Source organism: Halopseudomonas sp. SMJS2, assembly GCF_029866945.1.
Classification (GTDB): domain Bacteria; phylum Pseudomonadota; class Gammaproteobacteria; order Pseudomonadales; family Pseudomonadaceae; genus Halopseudomonas; species Halopseudomonas bauzanensis.
This window is the reverse complement of the sequence record NZ_CP123445.1, coordinates 1,968,399-1,989,025: the sequence shown is the minus strand read 5'-3', so window position 1 is coordinate 1,989,025 and position 20,627 is coordinate 1,968,399. Positions and strand designations below refer to the sequence as shown.

The following is a 20,627-nucleotide window of genomic DNA, read 5'->3' as shown; positions in this document are numbered from 1 at the left end:
AGTCCGGGCGCCGGTAATGCAGAGGCTTACTTCTCGACGAAGGCCCGCTCGATGGCGTAGTGGCCCTGAATACCCTGGCGGGATTCCTCGAAGCCCCAGTCATCCAGGATGGCGGTCAGGTCCTTGAGCATGGCCGGGCTGCCGCACAGCATGAAACGGTCGTCTTCCAGGTTCGGCTTGGGCAGGCCGATATCCTCGAACAGTTTGCCGTTGCTCATCAGGTCGGACAGGCGGCCTTCATTGCGGTAGGGCTCGCGGGTCACGGTCGGGTAGTAGATCAGTTGCTCGCGCACCTGCTCGCCGAAGTACTCATGATCCGGCAGATCCTCGGTGATCAGCTTCTGATAGGCCAGTTCGCGTACCCAGCGGCAACCGTGGGTGAGGATGACCTTGTCGAAGCGCTCGTAGGTTTCCGGGTCCTGGATGATGCTGATGAAGGGCGCGAGGCCGGTACCGGTACTGAGCAGGTACAGGTTACGGCCGGACAGCACGTTGTCCAGAACCAGGGTGCCGGTGGGCTTGCTGCTGACGATGATGTTGTCGCCTTCCTTGATATGCTGCAGGCGCGAGGTCAGCGGGCCATCCGGTACCTTGATGCTGTAGAACTCCATGGTGTCTTCGTAGTTCGGGCTGGCGATACTGTAGGCGCGCATCAGCGGACGACTGTCGACTTCAAGGCCAATCATGATGAAATGACCGTTCTTGAAGCGCAGACCCGGATCACGGGTAGTCTTGAAGCTGAACAGGGTATCGGTCCAGTGGTGGACACTGAGGACACGTTCGGTTCTGAATTTGGACATCCAGGTGGTTCTCCGCTTGGGATGGTTTCGAATTGCAGCCATTCTACCGTCCAGCTAATCTACCGGTTAAATGACTTATTTTAATTTGCCTATCCGGGAAAACCGATAATGAAGTATACCCTCCGGCAACTGGAAGTTTTTCTCGCCACGGCCTTCCATGAAAACCTGACCCGCGCCGCAGACAGCCTGGCGATGTCCCAGTCGGCGGCGAGCAGTGCTCTGCGAGATCTTGAGAGCCAGTTCGAGGTGCAGTTATTCGACCGAGTCGGCAAGCGGCTGCAGCTGAATGAGCTGGGGCGCAGCATCCGGCCTCGGGCCCAGGCGTTGCTGGAGCAAGCCAACGGGCTGGAGGCGGCGCTGGCTGGGCATGAGGAGATTGGTCATCTGCGGGTTGGTGCAACCATGAGCGTTGGCAACTATATCGCCGTGGGCATCATGACCCGCTACATGCTGGAGCAGCCTGGCGCGCGGGTAGAGCTGGAGGTGGCCAACACGTCGAGCATCGTGCGCAAACTGGTCAACTTCGAACTGGACCTGGGGATGATCGAAGGCGAGACCCGGCATCCGGACCTCAAGATGCTTTACTGGCAGGAAGATGAGCTGGTGGTGTTCTGCGCCCCGGATCATGAGCTGGCCGGCAAACCCTGGCTGACCGATGAGGATCTGATGCAGGCGGAGTGGATCGTCCGCGAGCAGGGGTCGGGTACCCGGCAGAACTTCGAGTGGGCGCTGCACGGCCTGTTACCCCAACTCAACATCAAACTGGAACTGCAGCATACCGAAGCCATCAAGCGGGCAGTGGAAGCGGGGCTGGGGGTGGGATGCCTGTCGGCCATTACCCTGGGTGACGCGTTTCGTCGGGGTACACTGGTGCCCTTACCGGTACCGCATCGGGATTTCAAGCGGGGGCTGTACTTCGTGCGTCATCGCAACAAGTTCATCAGCGCGGGGATGCGCCGGTGGCTGGAACTGTGTCAGGAGGAGTCGAACTAGCAAGACCGACCCGGGCAGGGAGCCCGGGCCGGTTGGTATTACTGACCTGCCAGGACCAGTTGGCCGTCCTGCAGGGGGATGGTGTCGCCGGGGTGGCGATCCATGCGCACGGTGCCATTCTTGTCACCGATGCTGTAGTCCACCTGATAGCCGACAACCTTTTCATGGTTGTCGTAGACGGTCTCACAGCGCTGCTCAGTCGTGGTGTAGGTATTACCCTGCTGGATGCGCTCCTGGGTCTTGTTACCGGCATAACCGCCAGCGGCCGCCCCGGCAACGGTGGCGATTTTCTTGCCAGTACCGCCGCCGACCTGATTGCCCAGTACGCCGCCGATCACGGCGCCGGCCACACTACCCAATACCTGATGCTGATCCTGAACTGGTTTCTGACGGGTTACGGCGACCTGCTGGCAAACCTCACGCGGAGTGCGTTCGTTTTCCTTGATCTCGACCACATTGAGGACTTGCGCGTGGGTCGGCGTCTTGTCGGACAATGCGTTGTAGCCGGCGATGGCACCACCAGCGGTAGCGACGATTGCGCCGATGACGATGCCTGACAACATTGATTTGTTCATGGTGATTTCCCTGTGCACTGCGTTGATCTGTTGCGGGTATCCGCACCTCTTACCGGCTGAGACTGCCAAGTTTGCCACAAGTTCAAAGCGGGCCGCTGTTATCGCTATGCTGGTGCAGTAGTTCGATCAGCGCCCGGCCGGCATTGGAAAGGGTTCTGCCGTTGTGATGAATGCAGCCCAGCTCGCGGACCAGGCCAGCGTTCGGTACCTGTAGCGCGCGGACCTGGGAGTCGATCATGGTGCGTGGCAGTACGCTCCAGGCCAAGCCGATGGAGACCATCATCTTGATGGTCTCCATATAGTTGGTGCTCATGCTGACCTGTGGAGTGATGCCGTGGCGCTCGAACAGCTGGCCGACTACGCGGTGGGTAAAGGTATTGACCCCGGGAAACACCGCCGGATAACTGGCCAGCTGCTGTAGCTGGACTTCGTCTTTACCGGCCAGGGGATGCTCCGGCGCTACCACGAATTCCAGCTGGTCGTGCCAGATTCGGGTGGCAATGATCGGTGGCTCGACCGCCGGGGCCAGGGTGATCACTGCTAGCTCGATCTCGCCATGCAGGACTTTCTCATAGGCAATTTCGGAGTCGAGAAACTCGATATCCAGCACCACACCCGGATAAGCCTTGGTGAAGCGGCGCAGCAGCGGGGGTAACCGATGCAGTCCGATATGATGACTGGTAGCCAGTCTGAGCCGGCCCTGGATATTGGCCGATAGGTTGCCGAGAGCCCGACGGGTGTCGTTGAGAGTATTGATGATGAGCTCGGCACGGGGCTGCAGGGCGCGCCCGGCCTCGGTCAGCCCGACGTGCTTGCCGATGCGGTCGAACAGGCGCGCGCCGAGCTGTTGCTCCAAAGTGGCGATGCGTTTGCTGATGGCTGGCTGGGTCAGATGCAATTGTTCCGCAGCACGGGAAAAGGAGCCAGTGGCAGCTACAGCGAGAAAAGCGGTGAAGTTGGCAATGTCCATGTGGATTCCTGATGGTTATCCAATGCATGAATATAATGAATTTGTTTTATTGATTGCCAGCTCTTACTATCGTTTTGTATTCAAAACTGTCGGCCGGATGTTCAGGGACCGGCAGACCTCAGCCGATTCAGGAGATAAGCATGTCCGCCAAGACGCTCTACGACAAGCTTTGGGATAGCCATCTGGTCAAGCAACGGGACGATGGTTCGGCCCTGTTGTATATCGATCGCCATCTGTTGCATGAAGTGACCTCGCCACAGGCCTTTGAAGGTCTGCGCCTGGCCGACCGCAAGCCTTGGCGCATCGACGCCAACCTGGCGACGCCGGATCATAACGTGCCCACGATCAACCGTGCAGCCGGAGTGGCTGGTATCGATGATCTGGTATCCAAGCTGCAGGTCACCACCCTCGACGATAACTGCAAGGACTTCGGCATCCTGGAGTTCCAGATGACTGATCGCCGCCAGGGCATCGTGCATGTGGTGGGGCCGGAGCAGGGCGCGACTCTGCCGGGCATGACCATCGTCTGCGGCGACTCCCACACCGCCACCCATGGTGCCTTCGGCGCTCTGGCTCACGGTATCGGCACGTCTGAGGTCGAGCATGTGCTGGCTACCCAGTGTCTGGTCGCCAAGAAGATGAAGAACATGCTGGTCCAGGTCGACGGTGAGTTGGGCTTTGGCGTAACCGCCAAAGACATCGTGCTGGCGGTGATCGGCAAGATCGGCACCGCTGGTGGTAACGGTCACGCCATCGAATTTGCCGGGTCCGCTATCTGCGGCCTGTCAATGGAAGGGCGCATGACGGTGTGCAACATGGCCATCGAAGCCGGTGCCCGCGTTGGTCTGGTCGCGTGCGACGAGAAGACCGTGGCGTACGTCAAGGATCGCCCCTATGCGCCCAAGGGCGGGGACTGGGACAAGGCCGTGGCAGCCTGGCAGGATCTGGTATCCGACGTCGATGCGGTGTTTGACACCGTGGTCGAGCTGGACGCCGCGCAGATCAAGCCGCAGGTGTCCTGGGGCACATCTCCCGAGATGGTCGTGGCAATCGATGCCAAGGTGCCGAATCCGGCCCGGGAAACCGACGCGGTCAAGCGCAGTGGTTATCAGCGTGCATTGCAGTACATGGGCCTGGAGGCCGATCAGCCGATCACTTCGATCAAGCTGGATCGGGTGTTCATCGGCTCCTGCACCAACTCGCGGATCGAGGATCTGCGTGCGGCCGCGGTGGTCGCCAAAGGCCGCAGGGTCGCCAACACCGTCAAGCAGGCGATGGTTGTGCCCGGCTCGGGCCTGGTCAAGGAACAGGCCGAGCGCGAAGGCCTGGATGTGATCTTCAAGGCCGCCGGCTTCGAATGGCGCGATCCGGGTTGTTCCATGTGTCTGGCCATGAACCCCGACCGCCTGCAGCCCGGCGAGCACTGCGCCTCGACATCCAATCGCAACTTCGAAGGGCGGCAGGGCAATGGCGGGCGCACCCATCTGGTCAGCCCGGCCATGGCGGCTGCGGCGGCGATCGCCGGCCATTTCGTTGATGTGCGTGACATGCTCACAGAGGAGGCAAGCGCATGAGAGCCTTTACCAAACATACCGGCTTGGTAGCGCCGCTGGATCGGGCCAACGTGGACACCGACCAGATCATTCCCAAGCAGTTTCTCAAGTCGATCAAGCGAACCGGCTTCGGCCCCAATCTGTTCGACGAGTGGCGCTACCTTGATGAGGGCTACCCGGGCCAGGACCATACCAGCCGTCCGCTGAACCCGGATTTTGTTTTGAACCAGCCCCGCTATCAAGGTGCCAGCGTGTTGCTGGCACGGGAGAACTTTGGTTGTGGTTCCAGCCGCGAACACGCGCCATGGGCCCTGGATGAATATGGCTTTCGTGCCGTACTGGCATCCAGCTTTGCCGATATATTCTTCAACAATAGCTTCAAGAATGGCTTGTTACCTATTGTTTTAAATGAAGAAGATATTGATGATCTGTTCAAGCAGGCCGAAGCGGAAGAGGGCTATCAGCTGACCGTGGACCTGCAGGCGCAGACGGTGACTCGTCCGGACGGCAAGAGCTACAGCTTCGAGATCGATGCGTTTCGCAAGCACTGCCTGCTCAATGGCCTGGATGATATCGGATTGACCCTGCAGGACGCTGATGCGATCCGCGCATTTGAAGAAAAGCATCGCCAGGCGCAGCCGTGGCTGTTTGACGCCATCAAATAAATTGAAGCTTTCAGCTTAAAGAACAAAGGCTTAGTGAAATATGTCAAAGAAGATTCTGGTTCTGCCGGGCGATGGAATTGGTCCTGAAATCGTTGCCGAAGCGGTCAAGGTGCTGGACGTGGCCAGCGAAAAATATGGCCTGGGCGTCGAGCTGAGCTATGACGATCTGGGTGGCGCGGCCTATGACCGTTACGGCACGCCGCTGGCGGATGAGACGCTGGAGCGCGCGCGGCAGGCCGATGCGATCCTGCTCGGCGCAGTTGGCGGTCCCAAGTGGGATACCATCGACCCGGCCTTGCGCCCCGAGCGCGGCCTGCTGAAGATCCGTTCGCAGCTGGAGTTGTTCGGTAACCTGCGCCCGGCCTTGCTGTATCCGCAGCTGGCCGAGGCCTCCACGCTCAAGCCCGAGGTAGTATCGGGGCTGGACATTCTTATCGTCCGCGAACTGACCGGCGGCATCTACTTCGGTCAGCCCCGCGAGCGTCGGGTGTTGGACAATGGCGAGCGTCAGGCCTATGACACCTTGCCCTACAGCGAAAGCGAGATCCGCCGCATCGCCACGGTCGGCTTCGACATGGCCCGTCTGCGCGGCAAGAAGCTGTGCTCGGTGGACAAGGCCAACGTGCTGGCGTCCAGTCAGCTGTGGCGCGAAGTGGTGGAAGAGGTGGCGAAGGACTATCCGGATGTCGAGCTGTCGCACATGTATGTCGACAACGCCGCGATGCAGCTGGTCCGTGCACCCAAGCAGTTCGACGTGATCGTTACCGACAACATGTTCGGTGACATTCTGTCGGATCAGGCTTCCATGCTCACCGGTTCTATCGGCATGCTGCCATCGGCGTCGTTGAATGCGCAGAACAAAGGCATGTACGAGCCCTGCCATGGCAGCGCGCCGGATATCGCAGGGCAAGGCATTGCCAACCCGCTGGCGACCATCCTCTCGGTGTCCATGATGCTGCGCTACAGCTTCGCTGAAGCCGCAGCTGCCGATGCCATCGAGCAAGCCGTCAGTCAGGTGCTGGACCAGGGCCTGCGCACCGGCGACATCATGGCGGCTGGTTGCCGTCAGGTTGGCACCCGGGAAATGGGTGACGCCGTGGTCGCGGCGCTGAAAAACCTGTAACCTGTCGCATTGCTTAATTTGTACCCGGCGCTGGCCGGGTGCAGTCGTCGTGAATTTCACCCCATGGGGGTCTGCAGTTATGAAACAAGTTGGTTTGATCGGCTGGCGGGGCATGGTGGGTTCTGTGCTCATGCAGCGTATGCGTGAAGAGAATGACTTTGCTTCCATTGATCCGGTATTTTTCACCACCTCCAACGTTGGTGGCACCGGTCCGGATGTTGGCAAGGCCATTCCCGAGCTGAAGGATGCTTACGACATCGAAGCCCTCAAGCCGATGGACATCATCATCACCTGCCAGGGTGGCGATTACACCAGTGCCGTCTATCCCAAGCTGCGTGCCGAAGGCTGGAAGGGCTATTGGATCGATGCTGCCTCCGCCCTGCGCATGGAAGATGAAGCGGTCATCGTGTTGGACCCGGTCAACCGTCGGAACATCGATCAGGCCGTGCGTGACGGCATGAAGACCTTCGTCGGCGGCAACTGCACCGTCAGCCTGATGCTGATGGGCCTGGGTGGCCTGTTCGAGAACGGTCTGGTCGAATGGATGACCGCCATGACCTATCAGGCAGCCAGTGGCGCCGGTGCGCAGAACATGCGCGAACTGATCAACCAGATGGGTGTGATCAACGGCTCGGTGACTGATCAGCTGGCCGACCCGGCCAGTGCCATTCTGGACATCGATCGTCAGGTCGCAGCGACCCTGCGTGATGATAGTTTTCCGACAGAGAACTTCGGTGTGCCGTTGGCCGGCAGTCTGATCCCCTGGATCGACAAGCAGCTGCCCAATGGCCAGAGCCGTGAAGAGTGGAAGGCCCAGGCCGAGACCAACAAGATCATCGGTCGCAGCGGTCGCCCGATCCCGGTAGACGGCATTTGTGTGCGCATTGGCGCCATGCGCTGCCACAGCCAGGCGCTGACCATCAAGCTGAACAAGGATGTGCCGCTGGCGGATATCGAAGCCATGCTCGATGCGCACAATCCCTGGTCCAAGGTGGTGCCGAACGAGAAGGAAGCCAGCATCCGTGATCTCACCCCGACTGCCGTAACCGGCACACTGAAGGTGCCGGTAGGTCGTCTGCGCAAGCTCAATATGGGCTCGCAGTACCTGTCCGCCTTCACCGTTGGTGACCAACTGCTGTGGGGCGCAGCCGAGCCGCTGCGCCGCATGCTGCGGATCCTGCTCGAGGGTTGAGTCGCGCCGGATCAGGCAAGTAATCGGGGCACCCCCGCCAGGCGGGGGTGCCCTTTGTGTTTTCAGGATTCAGTGAGAATTTCCTTATATGAGCAAGACCGGTGATGTTGCGATAGTGGGTATGAGCGGGCTGGCAGGCGAAACCCTGCTGAATGTACTGGACGAGCATGAATTTGCCTTCGGCCGCATTCACCTGCTGGACACCGAAGACCGTGCCGGTGGCCGGCCCATGCTCAAAGGGCAGAGCCAGCGGGTAGAGGTGCTGGAGCGATTCGACTTCACCCAGGTGGCGGTCGTGTTGTTCGCTGATGCGGAGCTGGCCACCGGCTGGGCTGAGCGGGCCGTGAAAGCCGGCTGCCTGGTCGTCGACGGTTGTGGCGCCTTTCGTGGTGAAGCCGATGTGCCGTTGGTGGTCGCCGAGGTCAATCCTCAGGCGCTGGAGGGTGTCCGGGCGCGCGGTGTGGTGTCCTGTCCCGATGCGCAAGTGGTCCAGACGCTGATAGCACTGCAGCCTTTGGTGGCTGAAGCTGGCTTGCAATCAGTCACCGTGGCCACTTATCAGTCGATGTCGACCGTCGGCGGTGAAGAGGTCGAAGCCCTGGCGCTGCAGACCGGCCGCCTGCTCAATGGGCAGCCGCCAGAGAAGGGCGCATTCGACAAGCAGGCAGCCTTCAATCTGATTCCGCGGATCGGTGAGCTGGATGAGAGCGGTAGCAGTACTGCCGAGGTGCGGCTGGCGGAGGATATCCGGCGCATTCTGCAGTTGCCGCAGCTGCCGGTGTCGGCCACCTGCGTGCTGGTGCCGACCTTCTTTGGTAGTGCCCAGGTCATGCAGGTCCGTACCCGGGATGCCCTGCCTGCCAAGCGCGCCGCCACGCTGCTGCGCAAGGCGCCTGGCGTCAAGTTGCTGGACCGGCCCAGTGCCGGGGGGTATCCCACACCGGTTGCCGACGCGACTGGCACGGATCAGGTATGGGTTGGCCGGCTGCGGCAGGATTCCCTGGATCCGGTCAGCGTCAGTATGTGGCTTGTGTCTGATAATCTTCGAAAAGGTGTCGCACTCAACGCGCTTGCTGTTGCAGACTTATTGATAAAAGGCCATTTGTAATCGATACTTGCTGCTGGTTTGTAACTATCGATTCAGGTACTGTCCGGGCAAATACTGATTTTGAGTTCGACTTGTTTTCAGATTGTCGATTGCCGGTGGGGAGTCAGGGTGCGTTGGAAACGCCGCTTATAGAGCGCAGGTGTTTTTCAGCGATATCCTGAACCGGTGGGCGGGAATGGGGTTCATGGACGCGTGTAAAACGATAAAGCAAAGGATCTTCGCTATGGTTCGTAAACTGGTTTTGGCTGTCGCCGCAGCTAGTGCCCTGATGTCATCCAATATGGTCCAGGCGCTGGGGGTTGGCGAGATCAACCTGCGCTCAGCCCTGAATCAGCCGTTGGAAGCCGAAATTGAACTGCTGCAGGTGCGCGATCTGTCGAGTAGCGAGATCCGTCCGCTGCTGGCATCGCCCGACGACTTCGGCAAGGCCGGCATCGAACGTTCGTTCTTTCTTACCGACCTGACCTTTACCCCAGTGGTCAGGCCGGACGGCAAGGCCGTTATCAAAGTGACCTCGACCCGGCCGGTCAAGGAACCCTACCTGAACTTCCTGATGGAAGTGCGCTGGCCGTCCGGTCGCGTGCTGCGTGAATTCACCCTGTTGCTGGACCCGCCGCTGTACCAGCCGACGCCGGTTACCGCCAGCGCGCCGGTTGCCCGGTCGGCGACCCCGGCAACTGGTGATATCGTACGCCCGGCGCCGGGCCAACCAGCCTCGGCTGCCGCCGCGGGCAGCCAGACGCCACGCACCGCCGCGCCGCGTCAGCCTGCGGGCCAGGCCTCTGGCGAATGGAAAACCAATCATGCCGACACGCTCTGGGAAATCGCCCTGAAGAGCCGGCCGCAGGGCGCCAGTGTCCAGCAGACCATGCTGGCTATCCAGGACATCAACCCTACTGCCTTCAGCGGCAACAACATCAACAACCTTCGTGCCAACCACACGCTGAACCTGCCGACCGCCGAGCAGGCAGCCGCTCGCAGTCATGCTGAGGCGGTGGCCGAGGTGGCCAGCCAGACAGCCTCCTGGCGCAACCGTGCGCCAGCCAGCGAGCCCACAGCGCGGCAGCTTGATGCTCGCGAGCGGGACGCGGCTGGCCCGGCGCCCTCACAGAGCAGCAATGAGGACTCCCTGCGGTTGGTTTCCGGCACCGATGAGGCCAGCGAGACCAATACCGACTCGGCCGCCGACGGCGAAAACGGCGGGCTGCGCGACGCGCTGGACCGCACCAAGGAACAGTTGGACTCCACCGAGCGGGAGAAGGACGAGCTCACCGATCGGTTGGCCGATCTGGAAGGGCAGCTGGATACGCTGCAACGTCTGCTCGAACTCAAGGATGCCCAGCTGGCAGCCCTGCAGCAGGAGCTGAGCGGCAACGGCGAGTTGCCTGATGTCCTGCCGGTGCCCGCCGAGGAAGGCGGCGCGGAAACAGCTCTGGAAGAAAGCCTTGCGCCGGTCGAGACATTGCCGGAAGAGCCAGTTGAATCGTCGGCGGACATGGAAACCGACGCCGAGCCTGCCGGGAATGGCGAAGAGGCAGGCGACGAGACGGGTGCCAGTGAGGAGCAGCTGGCTGTGGCGCCGGTGGCCACACCCGCCAATGAACAGCCGTCTGGCGGCCCGGGTGATACTGCGCCGGAGCAGCCCGCTCCTGTAGCGCCAGTTAGCGAACAGCCGCGGATGGACAGCGGCTCACCCGAGGCGCTGCTGCAGCGGTTCATGCAGAACCAGAGCTTGTTGCTGGGCGCTGGCGCGGTTGCGCTGCTGGTCCTGTTGCTGATTCTGATGGCGGTCGCCCGACGCAATGCGCGACGGGAAGCTGAACTGGCGGATAGCTTCATCGCCCAGTCGGCGCTCGCCGGCGACAACACCGATGCTGGCAGCGAAGGCAGTGACTTCAATGTAGCCCTGGCTGGGGCGCAGACCGACGCGGCTGATGATATGGATCTGGCGCGCGACCCGCTGGTCGAAGCGGACGCCCTGATTGCCTATGGCAAGCTGGACGAGGCTGCCGAAGCGCTGCAGACAGCCATTCATGAAGAGCCCGAGCGTACCGATCTGCGACTGAAGATGATGGAAGTCGAAGCGCTGCGCGAGAATCCGCAAGGCTATGCGGCCCAGGCTGAGGCGTTGCGGCGCATGGGTATGGATGACGCTGCCGTGGAGCTGATGAATGCCCGTTACCCGCTGATGGCTACTGGTCTGGTGACTGGCGCGGCGTTGATGGCAGATGACGAGCAGGCGGAACCGGCCGAGTCGCTGTCGATCGACGACCAGGGCGGTGTGGATGATAATGTGGCGCTGGATGCCGAAGCTGACGAATTCGATTTTACCGACTTCGGCCTGGAAGAAGAGGCTGCTGCCTCGCTGGCCGATGCCGATGGCAGGGAGGAAGTCGGTTTCGATCTGGATTTCGACCTGGACGAGAGTCTGGAAGAGAGTCTGGAAGAGAATCCCGATCAGGCGCTGGATGAAGCGCTGACCGATCTCGCCGAAACCGACTCGACGACGCAACCTGCCGTCGAGCCGACGCCGGTTGAGCCGGCCGAACAGCCGGTATCTCCGGCTCCGCTCGATGACTTCGAGCTGACGCTGGATGATGAGCTGCAGGCAGACAACCTACTGGCCGAGTTCGAGGCGATGAGCCTGGCCGGTGCCGATAACGATTCCCGTGAGGCTGCAGCCGAGCCGGATGACAGCAGTTTCGCCCTGACCGATGACGACCTGGCTGGTTTCGAAGCAGAGCTGCAATCAGCGATGAACAACGATGTGGCCCAGGTGAGCGGCGAAGCTGGGCACGATGAGTTTTCGACCACCCCGAATGAGGGCTCCATGCCAGCCGAGAACCTGGACGACGACGATTTCGACTTCCTGTCGGATACCGATGAGTGTGCCACCAAGCTGGATCTGGCCCGCGCCTACATCGACATGGGCGATGAGGAAGGGGCACGTGATATCCTTGCCGAAGTGGTCGAAGAAGGGACTCAGCAACAGCAGCAGGATGCTCGGGAACTGATGGGGCAACTTGGCTGATAAATGAGTAGTACACCTGTAGATGCGGCCGCCCCCGAGGCGGCCGCTGTTGTTTCAAGAGTGGCAGCCTGTGTTGAGTACAGCGGGACGGCTTATCGCGGCTGGCAGCGTCAGCAGCCTGGCGTGCGCAGTGTTCAGGAAGAAGTCGAGAAAGCACTGTCGCGGGTAGCCAATCATCCAATTCAGCTGTTCTGCGCCGGGCGCACCGATGCCGGGGTGCATGCCTCCTGCCAGATCATCCACTTCGACAGCAGTGCCCGTCGCGAGCCGACGAACTGGTTTCACGGCGCCAACGCCAATCTGCCCCATGACATCAGCTTTGTCTGGGCCAAGCCGGTGGGGCTGGATTTCCATGCGCGCTTCTCGGCAATGGCCCGACGCTACCGCTATGTGATCTATAACGACCCGGTGCGTCCGGCGCAGCTGGGTCGTGAGGTAACCTGGAACTACCGGCCGCTGGATATCGAGCGCATGCAGGAGGCAGCCCAGGTGCTGGTCGGCGAACATGACTTTACCTCTTACCGGGCTACAGCCTGCCAGGCCAAGTCGCCGATCAAGAAGATTCATCACCTGAAGCTGGTCCGTTTTGGCAAGTTCATCGTGCTGGATATCCGGGCCAATGCCTTCTTGCATCACATGGTGCGCAACATTGCCGGGGTGTTAATGCAGATTGGCTGTGGTGAGCGACCGATCGAGTGGGCCGGGGAAATTCTGCAAGCGCGAGACCGGCATACCGGCGGGTTGACTGCGCCAGCCTATGGCCTGTATCTGGTGGATGTGACCTACGCCGAGCACTTTGATCTACCCAAGCGCTACCTGGGGCCGCACTTTCTCTCGGCACTCAATGAGCTGGACGACTGACGCCCCGTAATCGATCTGCTACTATCGTCTGCTTTACCGATTCAGGGTCATCACTTGCCTATGACGCGTATCAAAATCTGTGGCATCACCCGGGTCGAGGATGCTCTGGCAGCAGCCGGGGCCGGGGCTGATGCCATCGGTCTGGTGTTCCATGCCGGCAGCCCGCGAGCGGTGAGCATCGAGCAGGCCCGGGCCATCGTCCAGGCGCTGCCACCCTTTGTCACTACAGTGGGCCTGTTCGTCGATGCGGCGGAGGAGACCATCCGTGCGGTGCTGGACCAGGTGCCGCTGGACCTGCTGCAGTTTCATGGTGACGAGCCCGATACCTTCTGCCAGCGCTTTGCGCGGCCCTATATCAAAGCCGTTCGGGTCCGCCCGGGCGACGATCTGGATGCCCTGGCGGCCAACTGGCCGGGTGCCAGCGGTATCCTGTTGGACAGTTACAAGCCCGGCGTGCCGGGTGGCACCGGAGAGACCTTTGACTGGTCCATGATTCCTGCCCAGCGGTCCTGGACATTGGTCCTTGCCGGTGGCCTGCAGTCGCAGAATGTGCGCCAGGCCATCGATCTGACCGCGCCCTGGGCGGTAGATGTCAGTGGCGGCGTCGAGGCCACCAAGGGCATCAAGGATATCGACAAAATCAACGCTTTTGTTCATGAGGTGAAGCGTGGCTGATTCAAACCCCATCGATTATGCGAGCGTCCCCGACCAGCGTGGCCACTTCGGCCCCTATGGCGGTCGCTTCGTCTCCGAGACGCTGATGGATGCGCTCGAGGAACTCGAAACCCTGTATGAAAAGCTGTCCCGGGACCCCGAGTTTCAGGCTGAGTTCGACCGCGACCTGGCGCACTATGTCGGTCGTCCATCGCCGCTGTACTTCGCTGAGCGCCTGAGCACCAAGGTCGGCGGGGCGCAGATCTGGCTCAAGCGCGAAGACCTCAACCATACCGGCGCGCACAAGGTGAACAACACCATCGGCCAGGCGCTGCTGGCCAAGCATATGGGCAAGCCCCGGGTGATTGCCGAGACCGGCGCTGGCCAGCATGGGGTCGCCACTGCGACTGTAGCCGCGCGCCTGGGTCTGAAGTGCCAGGTCTACATGGGAGCCGAAGACGTAAAGCGTCAGGCGCTCAACGTCTATCGCATGAAGCTGCTGGGCGCTGAGGTGATTCCGGTTACTTCGGGCTCGAAGACGCTCAAGGATGCGATGAACGAGGCCATGCGCGACTGGGTCACCAATATTGACGATACCTTCTACATCATCGGTACGGTGGCCGGCCCGCATCCCTATCCCAAACTGGTGCGTGACTTCCAGTGTGTGATTGGTCGTGAGGCCCGCGAGCAATCCCTGGCCCAGGCCGGCCGGTTGCCCGACGCACTGGTAGCCTGCGTCGGTGGTGGGTCCAACGCCATCGGCTTGTTCCATCCCTTCCTGGAAGACCAGGATGTCGCCATGTACGGCGTTGAAGCCGGTGGTGATGGTCTGGAGACCGGCCGCCACGCAGCACCGCTGGCCTCCGGTCGCCCCGGCGTACTGCATGGCAACCGCACCTACCTGATGGAAGACGAGAACGGCCAGATCATCGAGACCCACTCGGTATCCGCCGGTCTTGATTATCCGGGTGTGGGGCCAGAGCACAGCTGGCTGAAGGATGTGGGTCGGGTCAACTATGTCGATGCCACCGATACCGAGGCCCTGGCCGCCTTCCGTGAGCTGACTCTGGTCGAAGGCATCATGCCGGCGCTGGAGTCCAGTCACGCGGTGGCCTACGCGATGAAACTGGCGGCGACCATGCGTCCCGACCAGATCATCGTGGTGAACCTGTCCGGTCGGGGCGACAAGGACATCCATACGGTCGCCGGTATTGACGGCATCAGCGTTTGAAGAGGGTGGTATGAGCCGAATTCAACAGTGTTTTGATGCCTTGCGTGCCTCAGGTCGCAAGGCGCTGATCCCCTACGTCACGGCCGGTGATCCAAACCCGGAAATGACCCTGCCGCTGATGCACGAGCTGGTCGAGGCCGGCGTCGATGTGATCGAGCTGGGCATTCCGTTTTCCGATCCGATGGCCGACGGCCCGGTTATCCAGCTGGCCATGGAGCGGGCACTGGCGCACAACGTCAGCCTGCGCCAGGTGATGGAGATGGTGCGCGAGTTCCGCACCACTAACCAGACTACCCCCGTGGTACTGATGGGCTATCTGAACCCCATGGAGCGCATGGGTTACGAAACCTTCGCCAGGGAGGCCGCAGCAGCAGGTATCGATGGCGTGCTGACCGTGGATCTGCCACCGGAAGAGGCCGAGGAAGTCGCTCCGCTGTTTCGTGAGCACGGTCTGGACTGCATTTTCCTGTTGGCACCGACCACGACCCTGGCCCGGGCGCGCAAAATCTGCGAGCACGCCAGTGGTTATGTCTATTATGTTTCACTGAAAGGTGTGACCGGATCGGCTGCCTTGAACGTCACCGAAGTAGCAGACAAGCTGGCGCAGCTGCGTACTGTCACCGATCTGCCGATCGGTGTCGGTTTTGGTATCCGTGATGGTGCCTCCGCTGCCGCCGTGGCTGGCGTGGCTGATGGGGTGGTGGTGGGCTCGGTATTGGTCAACCAGATTGCCGCCCATGTCGGCGAGCCCGAGCAGGCCCGTGCCGGCATCACTGCCGTCATCCGCGAGATGCGGGCAGCCATGGATCGCTGAGCGACAGCGCATTCGTACATTTTGGTGAAGCAGACAACAGATAAGGATTGGCAATGAGCAACTGGCTGGTGGATAAACTGATTCCTTCCATCGTGCGTTCCGAGGCGCAGAAGAGCAGTGTGCCCGAAGGGCTGTGGCGTAAATGCCCGTCCTGCGACGCCGTGCTGTACCGCCCCGAGTTGGAAAAGAATCTGGAGGTTTGCCCCAAGTGCAGCCACCATCTGCGGATCAGCGCCCGGCGCCGTCTGGATATTTTCCTGGATGCCGATGGCCGTACTGAGATTGCCGCAGAGCTCGAGCCGGTCGACAAGCTCAAGTTCCGGGATACCAAGAAATACAAGGACCGCCTGGTTGCAGCCCAGAAGCTGACCGGCGAGAAGGACGCGCTGGTGGTCATGCAGGGCGCCCTCAAGGGCATGCCGCTGGTGGCAAGTGCCTTTGAGTTCAACTTCATGGGCGGTTCCATGGGCAGCGTGGTCGGTGCGCGTTTCGTGCGCGGTGCCGAGATTGCCCTGCGCGAGCGTATTCCCTATGTCTGCTTCCCAGCCTCGGGCGGGGCGCGGATGCAGGAGGCGCTGTTCTCGCTGATGCAGATGGCCAAGACCAGCGCGGCGCTGGCGCGACTGAAGGAAGAGGGGATTCCCTTCATTTCAGTCATGACCGACCCGGTCTACGGCGGTGTATCGGCCAGTCTGGCGATGCTGGGTGACCTGAACGTCGCCGAGCCCAACGCACTGATCGGCTTTGCCGGTCCGCGAGTGATCGAGCAAACGGTACGCGAGAAGCTGCCGGCCGGCTTCCAGCGCAGCGAGTTCCTGCTTGATCATGGTGCCCTGGACATGATCATCCCGCGCCACGAAATGCGTGATCGCCTGGCGGGTATTCTGGCCATGCTGACCAACCAGCCGGCACCGGCCGTTGTCGGCACCGACCTGCCGGCCGCAGACGGCGAAGTGGCCAGCATCTGATGGCCGAGCTGGGGCTGGCCGACTGGCTGGCGCGGCTCGAGCGCCTGCATCCTGCGGAAATCGACATGGGCCTGGACCGGGTGGCCGAAGTGGCTACCCGGCTCCAGGTGTTGGACCCGGCACCGCTGGTGTTTACCGTTACCGGGACCAACGGCAAGGGTTCCACCTGTGCGGCGTTGGACAGCCTGTTGCGCCATGCCGGACGGCGCAGCGGCTGTTACTCGTCCCCTCATCTGATCGCTTACAACGAACGTGTCAGCATTGATGGCCAGCCGGTCAGCGATGCCGATCTGTGTGCGGCCTTTGCCGCTATCGATCAGGCACGTGGTGATATCTCCCTGACTTATTTCGAGTTTGGCACCTTGGCGGCGCTCTGGCTGTTCAAGCGGGCCGGGCTGGATGCCGTGGTGCTGGAAGTAGGCCTGGGCGGTCGCCTGGATGCGGTCAATGTAATCGATGCCCATGTGGCGGTAGTCACCAGTATCGGTCTGGACCACAGCGATTATCTGGGCGACAGTCGCGATTCGGTCGGTTACGAGAAAGCCGGCATCCTGCGCCATGGGCGGCCGTTGGTCTGCTCGGAAACCGATCTGCCGCCACGCTTTCTGGAGCAGGTGCGGTTGCTCGATGTGTCCACGCTGCAGCGTGGCCGGGACTATGGCTGGACGGATGGCAGTGACGGACATTGGCGCTTATTCGGGCTCGATGCAGCCCAGACTCGGCGGGACATCAGCGTAGCGCCGGTGCGTCTGCCCCGGGATAACCTGAGTTCAGCGGTGCAGGCCTTCTGGGCTGCGGGGCTGGATATGCCCGACGAGCAGATTGCCGCGGCGCTGGTTGCAGCCTTCGTGCCGGGCCGCCTGGATCGGCGCTCGCTGCAATGGGGCGGCCGGGCGCGGGAGCTGCTGCTTGATGTCGGGCACAACCCGCAGGCGGCAGGTTTCCTGGCTGCTCATCTGGCGGCGGCGCCGGCTCGCCAGCATGCGGTATTCGGTCTGCTGGCGGACAAGGATCTGGATGGCATCCTGCAGCCCCTGCGGGGCCAGTTCGGTTCCTGGGCGGTAGCGCCACTGCCAACGCCGCGCTCGCGGGATGCGCAGTCCCTGGCGGCGCAACTGGACGAGGCAGGCGAGCGCACCGGGATCTTCACGACCATCGGTGAGGCGATTGCCTGGCAGCTGGATCACAGTGCCGCTGATGAAAAAATCGTCGTGTTCGGGTCGTTTTTCTGCGTCGCCGAGGCCATACTCTGGCTGAACAAACAGAGCGGCGGAGACAGATAATGGACGAAGGCCTCAAGCAACGCATCATCGGGGCGCTGGTGTTGGTAGTGGCAGCGGTGGTATTCCTGCCAATGTTATTGTCCGGACAGGATGAGACCGAGCAGGTGCAGGTGGATGTGCCGGAGCCCCCGGTTCTGGATGAGCGCGAGATTGCCGCTGCGACTCCGCCGAGCCTGCCCGAGCCGGCACCGGTACCCGAGATTCCGCAGTCCGCTGGAGCGCCGGCGGATGAGCCCCCAGCCACGCCGCTGCCCGACACCGCGTCGATCGAGCCCGTGCCGGTAGTGACCGAGCCGGCTGCACCTGCCGCCGAGCCTGAGCCGGCGCCAGCCGAGCAGCCCGCTGCCCCGGTGCCGGCCACCAGCGGTGGCTGGGTGATCCAGCAGGCCAGCTTCTCCAGCGTCGATAACGCTGAAGGCTTCCGCAAGACATTGGCCGGTCAGGGCTACAATGCCTATACCCGTTCCGCACAGACCGATGGCAAGACCATTGTGCGGGTCTATGTTGGCCCGCTTGAAAGCCGCGAGGCGGCCGCGCGGGTGCGTGACGAACTGCAGCGCCGGCACCAGAACAAGGGCCTCATCCTGGCCCATGACGACAGCAACCGCGCTCGTTGATCTGCCGGGGATGGCTGCAGGTAGCGTGCATGCGCCTGCAGCTGTTTCGAATGTCATGCAGTTGTTGTTGATTGCCGGTTTCGGTGTGCCGCGGGGCTCTGGTAGAATACGTTTTTCGTTATTGGATACCTGACCGTGACATTGACCGGCGTAGACTGGGTGATACTCGCCGTAATTGCCGTTTCCACTCTGATCAGTCTGACCCGCGGCTTCGTCAAGGAAGCACTGTCCCTGCTGAGCTGGATCATTGCCGGACTGGTTGCATGGATGTTCGGCGGCGCGCTGGCCGAGCTGTTGGTTGATTACATTGCCACGCCGTCCATCCGGGTAATCACGGCCTGCGCCATTCTGTTTGTGCTGACGCTGATTCTCGGTGGTCTGATCAATTACCTGATAGGCCAGTTGGTGCTGGTAACCGGTCTTACCGGTACCGATCGTTTTCTGGGCATGGTATTCGGCGCGGCGCGCGGTGCCTTGCTGGTGGTGGTGGCTGTCGGTCTGCTCAGTCTGGCGCCGGTCCAGGCGGATGCCTGGTGGCGTGAGTCAGCACTCATTCCTCATTTTCTGCTGGTGGCCGACTGGTCAAAAAATCTGATTCTCGGCTTCGTCGGCCGCTGAAACCGGCGTGAATATCCGCCGGTACTTCTTCAAATTCAACGAAAAGGTGTTTAGGCATGTGTGGCATTGTTGGCATAGTGGGCAAGTCGAACGTCAATCAGGCGCTCTATGATGCCTTGACCGTCCTGCAGCATCGCGGCCAGGACGCCGCCGGCATCGTGACCTGCGACAATGACCGACTGTTCCTGCGCAAGGACAACGGTCTGGTGCGGGATGTCTTTCATCAGCGACACATGCAGCGCCTGATCGGCACCATGGGGCTGGGGCATGTGCGCTATCCGACGGCGGGTTCTTCGACCTCGGCCGAGGCGCAGCCGTTCTATGTGAACTCGCCCTACGGTATCACCCTGGCGCACAACGGCAACCTGACCAACGTCGAGCAACTGTCCAAGGAGCTCTACGAGTCCGACCTGCGCCACGTCAATACCAACTCCGACTCGGAGGTACTGCTCAATGTGTTCGCCCATGAGCTGGCCCGCGAGCGTAAGTTGAATCCAACCGAAGAAGACATCTTCAATGCGGTGCGCACGGTGCATGATCGCTGTCGTGGTGGTTATGCCGCGGTGGCAATGATTACCGGCCACGGCATCGTCGGCTTCCGTGATCCCCACGGGATTCGCCCGATCGTCTATGGCAAGCGTGAAACCGAGCAGGGCGTCGAATACATGGTCGCCTCGGAAAGTGTTGCTCTGGACGTGCTCGGCTTCGAGACCATTCGTGACCTGGCACCCGGCGAAGCGGTGTTCATTACCGTGAACGGCGAGATCTTCACTCGCCAATGCGCCAGCGACGCGACCTATGCACCCTGTATCTTCGAGCATGTCTATCTGGCTCGCCCCGATTCCATCATCGATGGGGTGCTGGTGTACAAGGCACGCCTGCGCATGGGTGAGAAACTGGCCGAGAAGATCTTGCGCGAACATCCGGATCACGGCATCGATGTGGTCATCCCGATTCCCGACACCAGCCGGACCTCGGCGGTGGAGCTGGCCAATCACCTGGGCGTGAAGTTCCGCGAGGGCTTCGTCAAGAACCGTTATATCGGCCGCACCTTCATCATGCCCGGCCAGGCTGCCCGCAAGAAGTCGGTGCGCCAGAAGCTCAACGCCATGGAGCTGGAGTTCCGTGGCAAGAACGTGTTGCTGGTGGATGACTCCATCGTCCGCGGCACCACCTGCCGGCAGATCATTCAGATGGCCCGTGAAGCTGGGGCGAAAAATGTCTATTTCTGTTCGGCGGCACCGGCGGTGCGCTATCCGAACGTCTACGGCATCGACATGCCCTCGGCCCACGAGCTGATTGCGCACAACCGGACCACAGAAGAAGTGGGCGAGTTGATCGGCGCCGATTGGCTCGTCTATCAGGATCTGGAAGACCTGGTCGAGGCGGTGCGCGAAGGCAATCCGGCAATCACCGATTTCGATTGCTCGGTGTTCAATGGTGAGTACGTGACGGGCGATATCAACGAAGCCTATCTCGGCCGGATTGAACAGTCGCGTAATGATGCAGCCAAGGCGATAGTCGATGTCGAAAACGCCCAGATTGGCTTGCACAACAACTGATCAGCGCGG

The 20,627-nt window shown here is 61.4% G+C and carries 19 protein-coding genes; 16 read left to right on the top strand and 3 right to left on the bottom strand.

Going from position 1 to position 20,627, the window contains the following annotated elements:
* Positions 1-26: 26 nt before the first annotated feature.
* Positions 27-800 (bottom strand): ferredoxin--NADP reductase, encoded by a 774-nt coding sequence (locus tag QAO71_RS09255; protein ID WP_036989580.1) that lies wholly within the window; start codon positions 798-800, stop codon positions 27-29.
* A gap of 108 nt (positions 801-908) precedes the next feature.
* On the opposite strand from QAO71_RS09255, the gene QAO71_RS09250 reads away from it, so the two are divergent.
* Complete coding sequence (locus QAO71_RS09250; protein ID WP_036989581.1) at positions 909-1,793, top strand: LysR family transcriptional regulator; 885 nt, start codon at positions 909-911, stop codon at positions 1,791-1,793.
* 38 nt (positions 1,794-1,831) lie between these two features.
* Here the strand turns inward: QAO71_RS09250 and QAO71_RS09245 are convergent, their stop codons facing one another.
* Together QAO71_RS09245 and QAO71_RS09240 are read right to left on the bottom strand one after the other, a co-directional pair.
* Complete coding sequence (locus QAO71_RS09245; RefSeq protein WP_036989583.1) at positions 1,832-2,368, bottom strand: glycine zipper 2TM domain-containing protein; 537 nt, start codon at positions 2,366-2,368, stop codon at positions 1,832-1,834.
* An 82-nt stretch (positions 2,369-2,450) separates the two neighbouring features.
* Positions 2,451-3,338 (bottom strand): LysR family transcriptional regulator, encoded by an 888-nt coding sequence (locus QAO71_RS09240; protein WP_074778452.1) that lies wholly within the window; start codon positions 3,336-3,338, stop codon positions 2,451-2,453.
* Between the two features lie 140 nt (positions 3,339-3,478).
* On the opposite strand from QAO71_RS09240, the gene leuC reads away from it, so the two are divergent.
* The 15 genes from leuC (at position 3,479) to purF (ending at position 20,618) form a co-directional block, all read left to right on the top strand.
* Entirely contained in the window at positions 3,479-4,912 is a 1,434-nt protein-coding gene (leuC, locus tag QAO71_RS09235) for a 3-isopropylmalate dehydratase large subunit (RefSeq protein ID WP_280164212.1), read from the top strand.
* On the top strand, positions 4,909-5,556 hold the full coding sequence (leuD, locus tag QAO71_RS09230; protein ID WP_074778456.1) for a 3-isopropylmalate dehydratase small subunit: 648 nt from the start codon (positions 4,909-4,911) through the stop codon (positions 5,554-5,556). The genes leuC and leuD overlap by 4 nt, the downstream gene beginning before the upstream one ends.
* A 40-nt stretch (positions 5,557-5,596) precedes the next feature.
* Positions 5,597-6,679 (top strand): 3-isopropylmalate dehydrogenase, encoded by a 1,083-nt coding sequence (gene leuB, locus QAO71_RS09225; protein ID WP_280164211.1) that lies wholly within the window; start codon positions 5,597-5,599, stop codon positions 6,677-6,679.
* A 79-nt stretch (positions 6,680-6,758) separates the two neighbouring features.
* Positions 6,759-7,871, top strand: coding sequence for an aspartate-semialdehyde dehydrogenase (gene asd / locus QAO71_RS09220; protein ID WP_280164210.1), 1,113 nt, complete (start codon positions 6,759-6,761; stop codon positions 7,869-7,871).
* 88 nt (positions 7,872-7,959) lie between these two features.
* On the top strand, positions 7,960-8,979 hold the full coding sequence (locus QAO71_RS09215; RefSeq protein ID WP_036989590.1) for an aspartate-semialdehyde dehydrogenase: 1,020 nt from the start codon (positions 7,960-7,962) through the stop codon (positions 8,977-8,979).
* Between the two features lie 223 nt (positions 8,980-9,202).
* Positions 9,203-12,010, top strand: a complete 2,808-nt coding sequence (locus QAO71_RS09210; protein ID WP_280164209.1) for a FimV/HubP family polar landmark protein — start codon at positions 9,203-9,205, stop codon at positions 12,008-12,010.
* A 3-nt stretch (positions 12,011-12,013) separates the two neighbouring features.
* Positions 12,014-12,871, top strand: a complete 858-nt coding sequence (truA, locus tag QAO71_RS09205; protein WP_036989592.1) for a tRNA pseudouridine(38-40) synthase TruA — start codon at positions 12,014-12,016, stop codon at positions 12,869-12,871.
* Between the two features lie 54 nt (positions 12,872-12,925).
* On the top strand, positions 12,926-13,546 hold the full coding sequence (locus tag QAO71_RS09200; RefSeq protein ID WP_136869526.1) for a phosphoribosylanthranilate isomerase: 621 nt from the start codon (positions 12,926-12,928) through the stop codon (positions 13,544-13,546).
* Entirely contained in the window at positions 13,539-14,756 is a 1,218-nt protein-coding gene (gene trpB, locus QAO71_RS09195; RefSeq protein WP_280164208.1) for a tryptophan synthase subunit beta, read from the top strand. Before QAO71_RS09200 ends, trpB begins: the two co-directional genes overlap by 8 nt.
* Before the next feature lie 10 nt (positions 14,757-14,766).
* Positions 14,767-15,570 (top strand): tryptophan synthase subunit alpha, encoded by an 804-nt coding sequence (gene trpA / locus QAO71_RS09190; RefSeq protein WP_036989596.1) that lies wholly within the window; start codon positions 14,767-14,769, stop codon positions 15,568-15,570.
* Between the two features lie 53 nt (positions 15,571-15,623).
* Complete coding sequence (gene accD / locus QAO71_RS09185) at positions 15,624-16,538, top strand: acetyl-CoA carboxylase, carboxyltransferase subunit beta (protein WP_280164207.1); 915 nt, start codon at positions 15,624-15,626, stop codon at positions 16,536-16,538.
* Positions 16,538-17,821 carry a bifunctional tetrahydrofolate synthase/dihydrofolate synthase gene (gene folC, locus QAO71_RS09180; protein WP_280164206.1) on the top strand — a complete coding sequence of 428 codons (1,284 nt, stop codon included), beginning with the start codon at positions 16,538-16,540 and terminating at the stop codon, positions 17,819-17,821. The genes accD and folC overlap by 1 nt, the downstream gene beginning before the upstream one ends.
* Positions 17,821-18,438: an SPOR domain-containing protein gene (locus tag QAO71_RS09175; protein ID WP_036989598.1), complete on the top strand. Its 618-nt coding sequence runs from the start codon at positions 17,821-17,823 to the stop codon at positions 18,436-18,438. Before folC ends, QAO71_RS09175 begins: the two co-directional genes overlap by 1 nt.
* A 135-nt stretch (positions 18,439-18,573) precedes the next feature.
* Positions 18,574-19,056 carry a CvpA family protein gene (locus QAO71_RS09170; protein WP_074778469.1) on the top strand — a complete coding sequence of 161 codons (483 nt, stop codon included), beginning with the start codon at positions 18,574-18,576 and terminating at the stop codon, positions 19,054-19,056.
* A gap of 56 nt (positions 19,057-19,112) precedes the next feature.
* Entirely contained in the window at positions 19,113-20,618 is a 1,506-nt protein-coding gene (purF, locus tag QAO71_RS09165) for an amidophosphoribosyltransferase (RefSeq protein ID WP_036989601.1), read from the top strand.
* Positions 20,619-20,627: the final 9 nt, after the last annotated feature.

Bases quoted from the DNA above. Each gene is read 5' to 3' on its own strand.
- QAO71_RS09255 (WP_036989580.1), bottom strand. From the start codon at position 800: ATGTCCAAATTCAGAACCGAACGTGTCCTCAGTGTCCACCACTGGACC.
- QAO71_RS09250 (WP_036989581.1), top strand. From the start codon at position 909: ATGAAGTATACCCTCCGGCAACTGGAAGTTTTTCTCGCCACGGCCTTC.
- QAO71_RS09245 (WP_036989583.1), bottom strand. From the start codon at position 2,368: ATGAACAAATCAATGTTGTCAGGCATCGTCATCGGCGCAATCGTCGCT.
- QAO71_RS09240 (WP_074778452.1), bottom strand. From the start codon at position 3,338: ATGGACATTGCCAACTTCACCGCTTTTCTCGCTGTAGCTGCCACTGGC.
- leuC (WP_280164212.1), top strand. From the start codon at position 3,479: ATGTCCGCCAAGACGCTCTACGACAAGCTTTGGGATAGCCATCTGGTC.
- leuD (WP_074778456.1), top strand. From the start codon at position 4,909: ATGAGAGCCTTTACCAAACATACCGGCTTGGTAGCGCCGCTGGATCGG.
- leuB (WP_280164211.1), top strand. From the start codon at position 5,597: ATGTCAAAGAAGATTCTGGTTCTGCCGGGCGATGGAATTGGTCCTGAA.
- asd (WP_280164210.1), top strand. From the start codon at position 6,759: ATGAAACAAGTTGGTTTGATCGGCTGGCGGGGCATGGTGGGTTCTGTG.
- QAO71_RS09215 (WP_036989590.1), top strand. From the start codon at position 7,960: ATGAGCAAGACCGGTGATGTTGCGATAGTGGGTATGAGCGGGCTGGCA.
- QAO71_RS09210 (WP_280164209.1), top strand. From the start codon at position 9,203: ATGGTTCGTAAACTGGTTTTGGCTGTCGCCGCAGCTAGTGCCCTGATG.
- truA (WP_036989592.1), top strand. From the start codon at position 12,014: ATGAGTAGTACACCTGTAGATGCGGCCGCCCCCGAGGCGGCCGCTGTT.
- trpA (WP_036989596.1), top strand. From the start codon at position 14,767: ATGAGCCGAATTCAACAGTGTTTTGATGCCTTGCGTGCCTCAGGTCGC.
- accD (WP_280164207.1), top strand. From the start codon at position 15,624: ATGAGCAACTGGCTGGTGGATAAACTGATTCCTTCCATCGTGCGTTCC.
- folC (WP_280164206.1), top strand. From the start codon at position 16,538: ATGGCCGAGCTGGGGCTGGCCGACTGGCTGGCGCGGCTCGAGCGCCTG.
- QAO71_RS09175 (WP_036989598.1), top strand. From the start codon at position 17,821: ATGGACGAAGGCCTCAAGCAACGCATCATCGGGGCGCTGGTGTTGGTA.
- purF (WP_036989601.1), top strand. From the start codon at position 19,113: ATGTGTGGCATTGTTGGCATAGTGGGCAAGTCGAACGTCAATCAGGCG.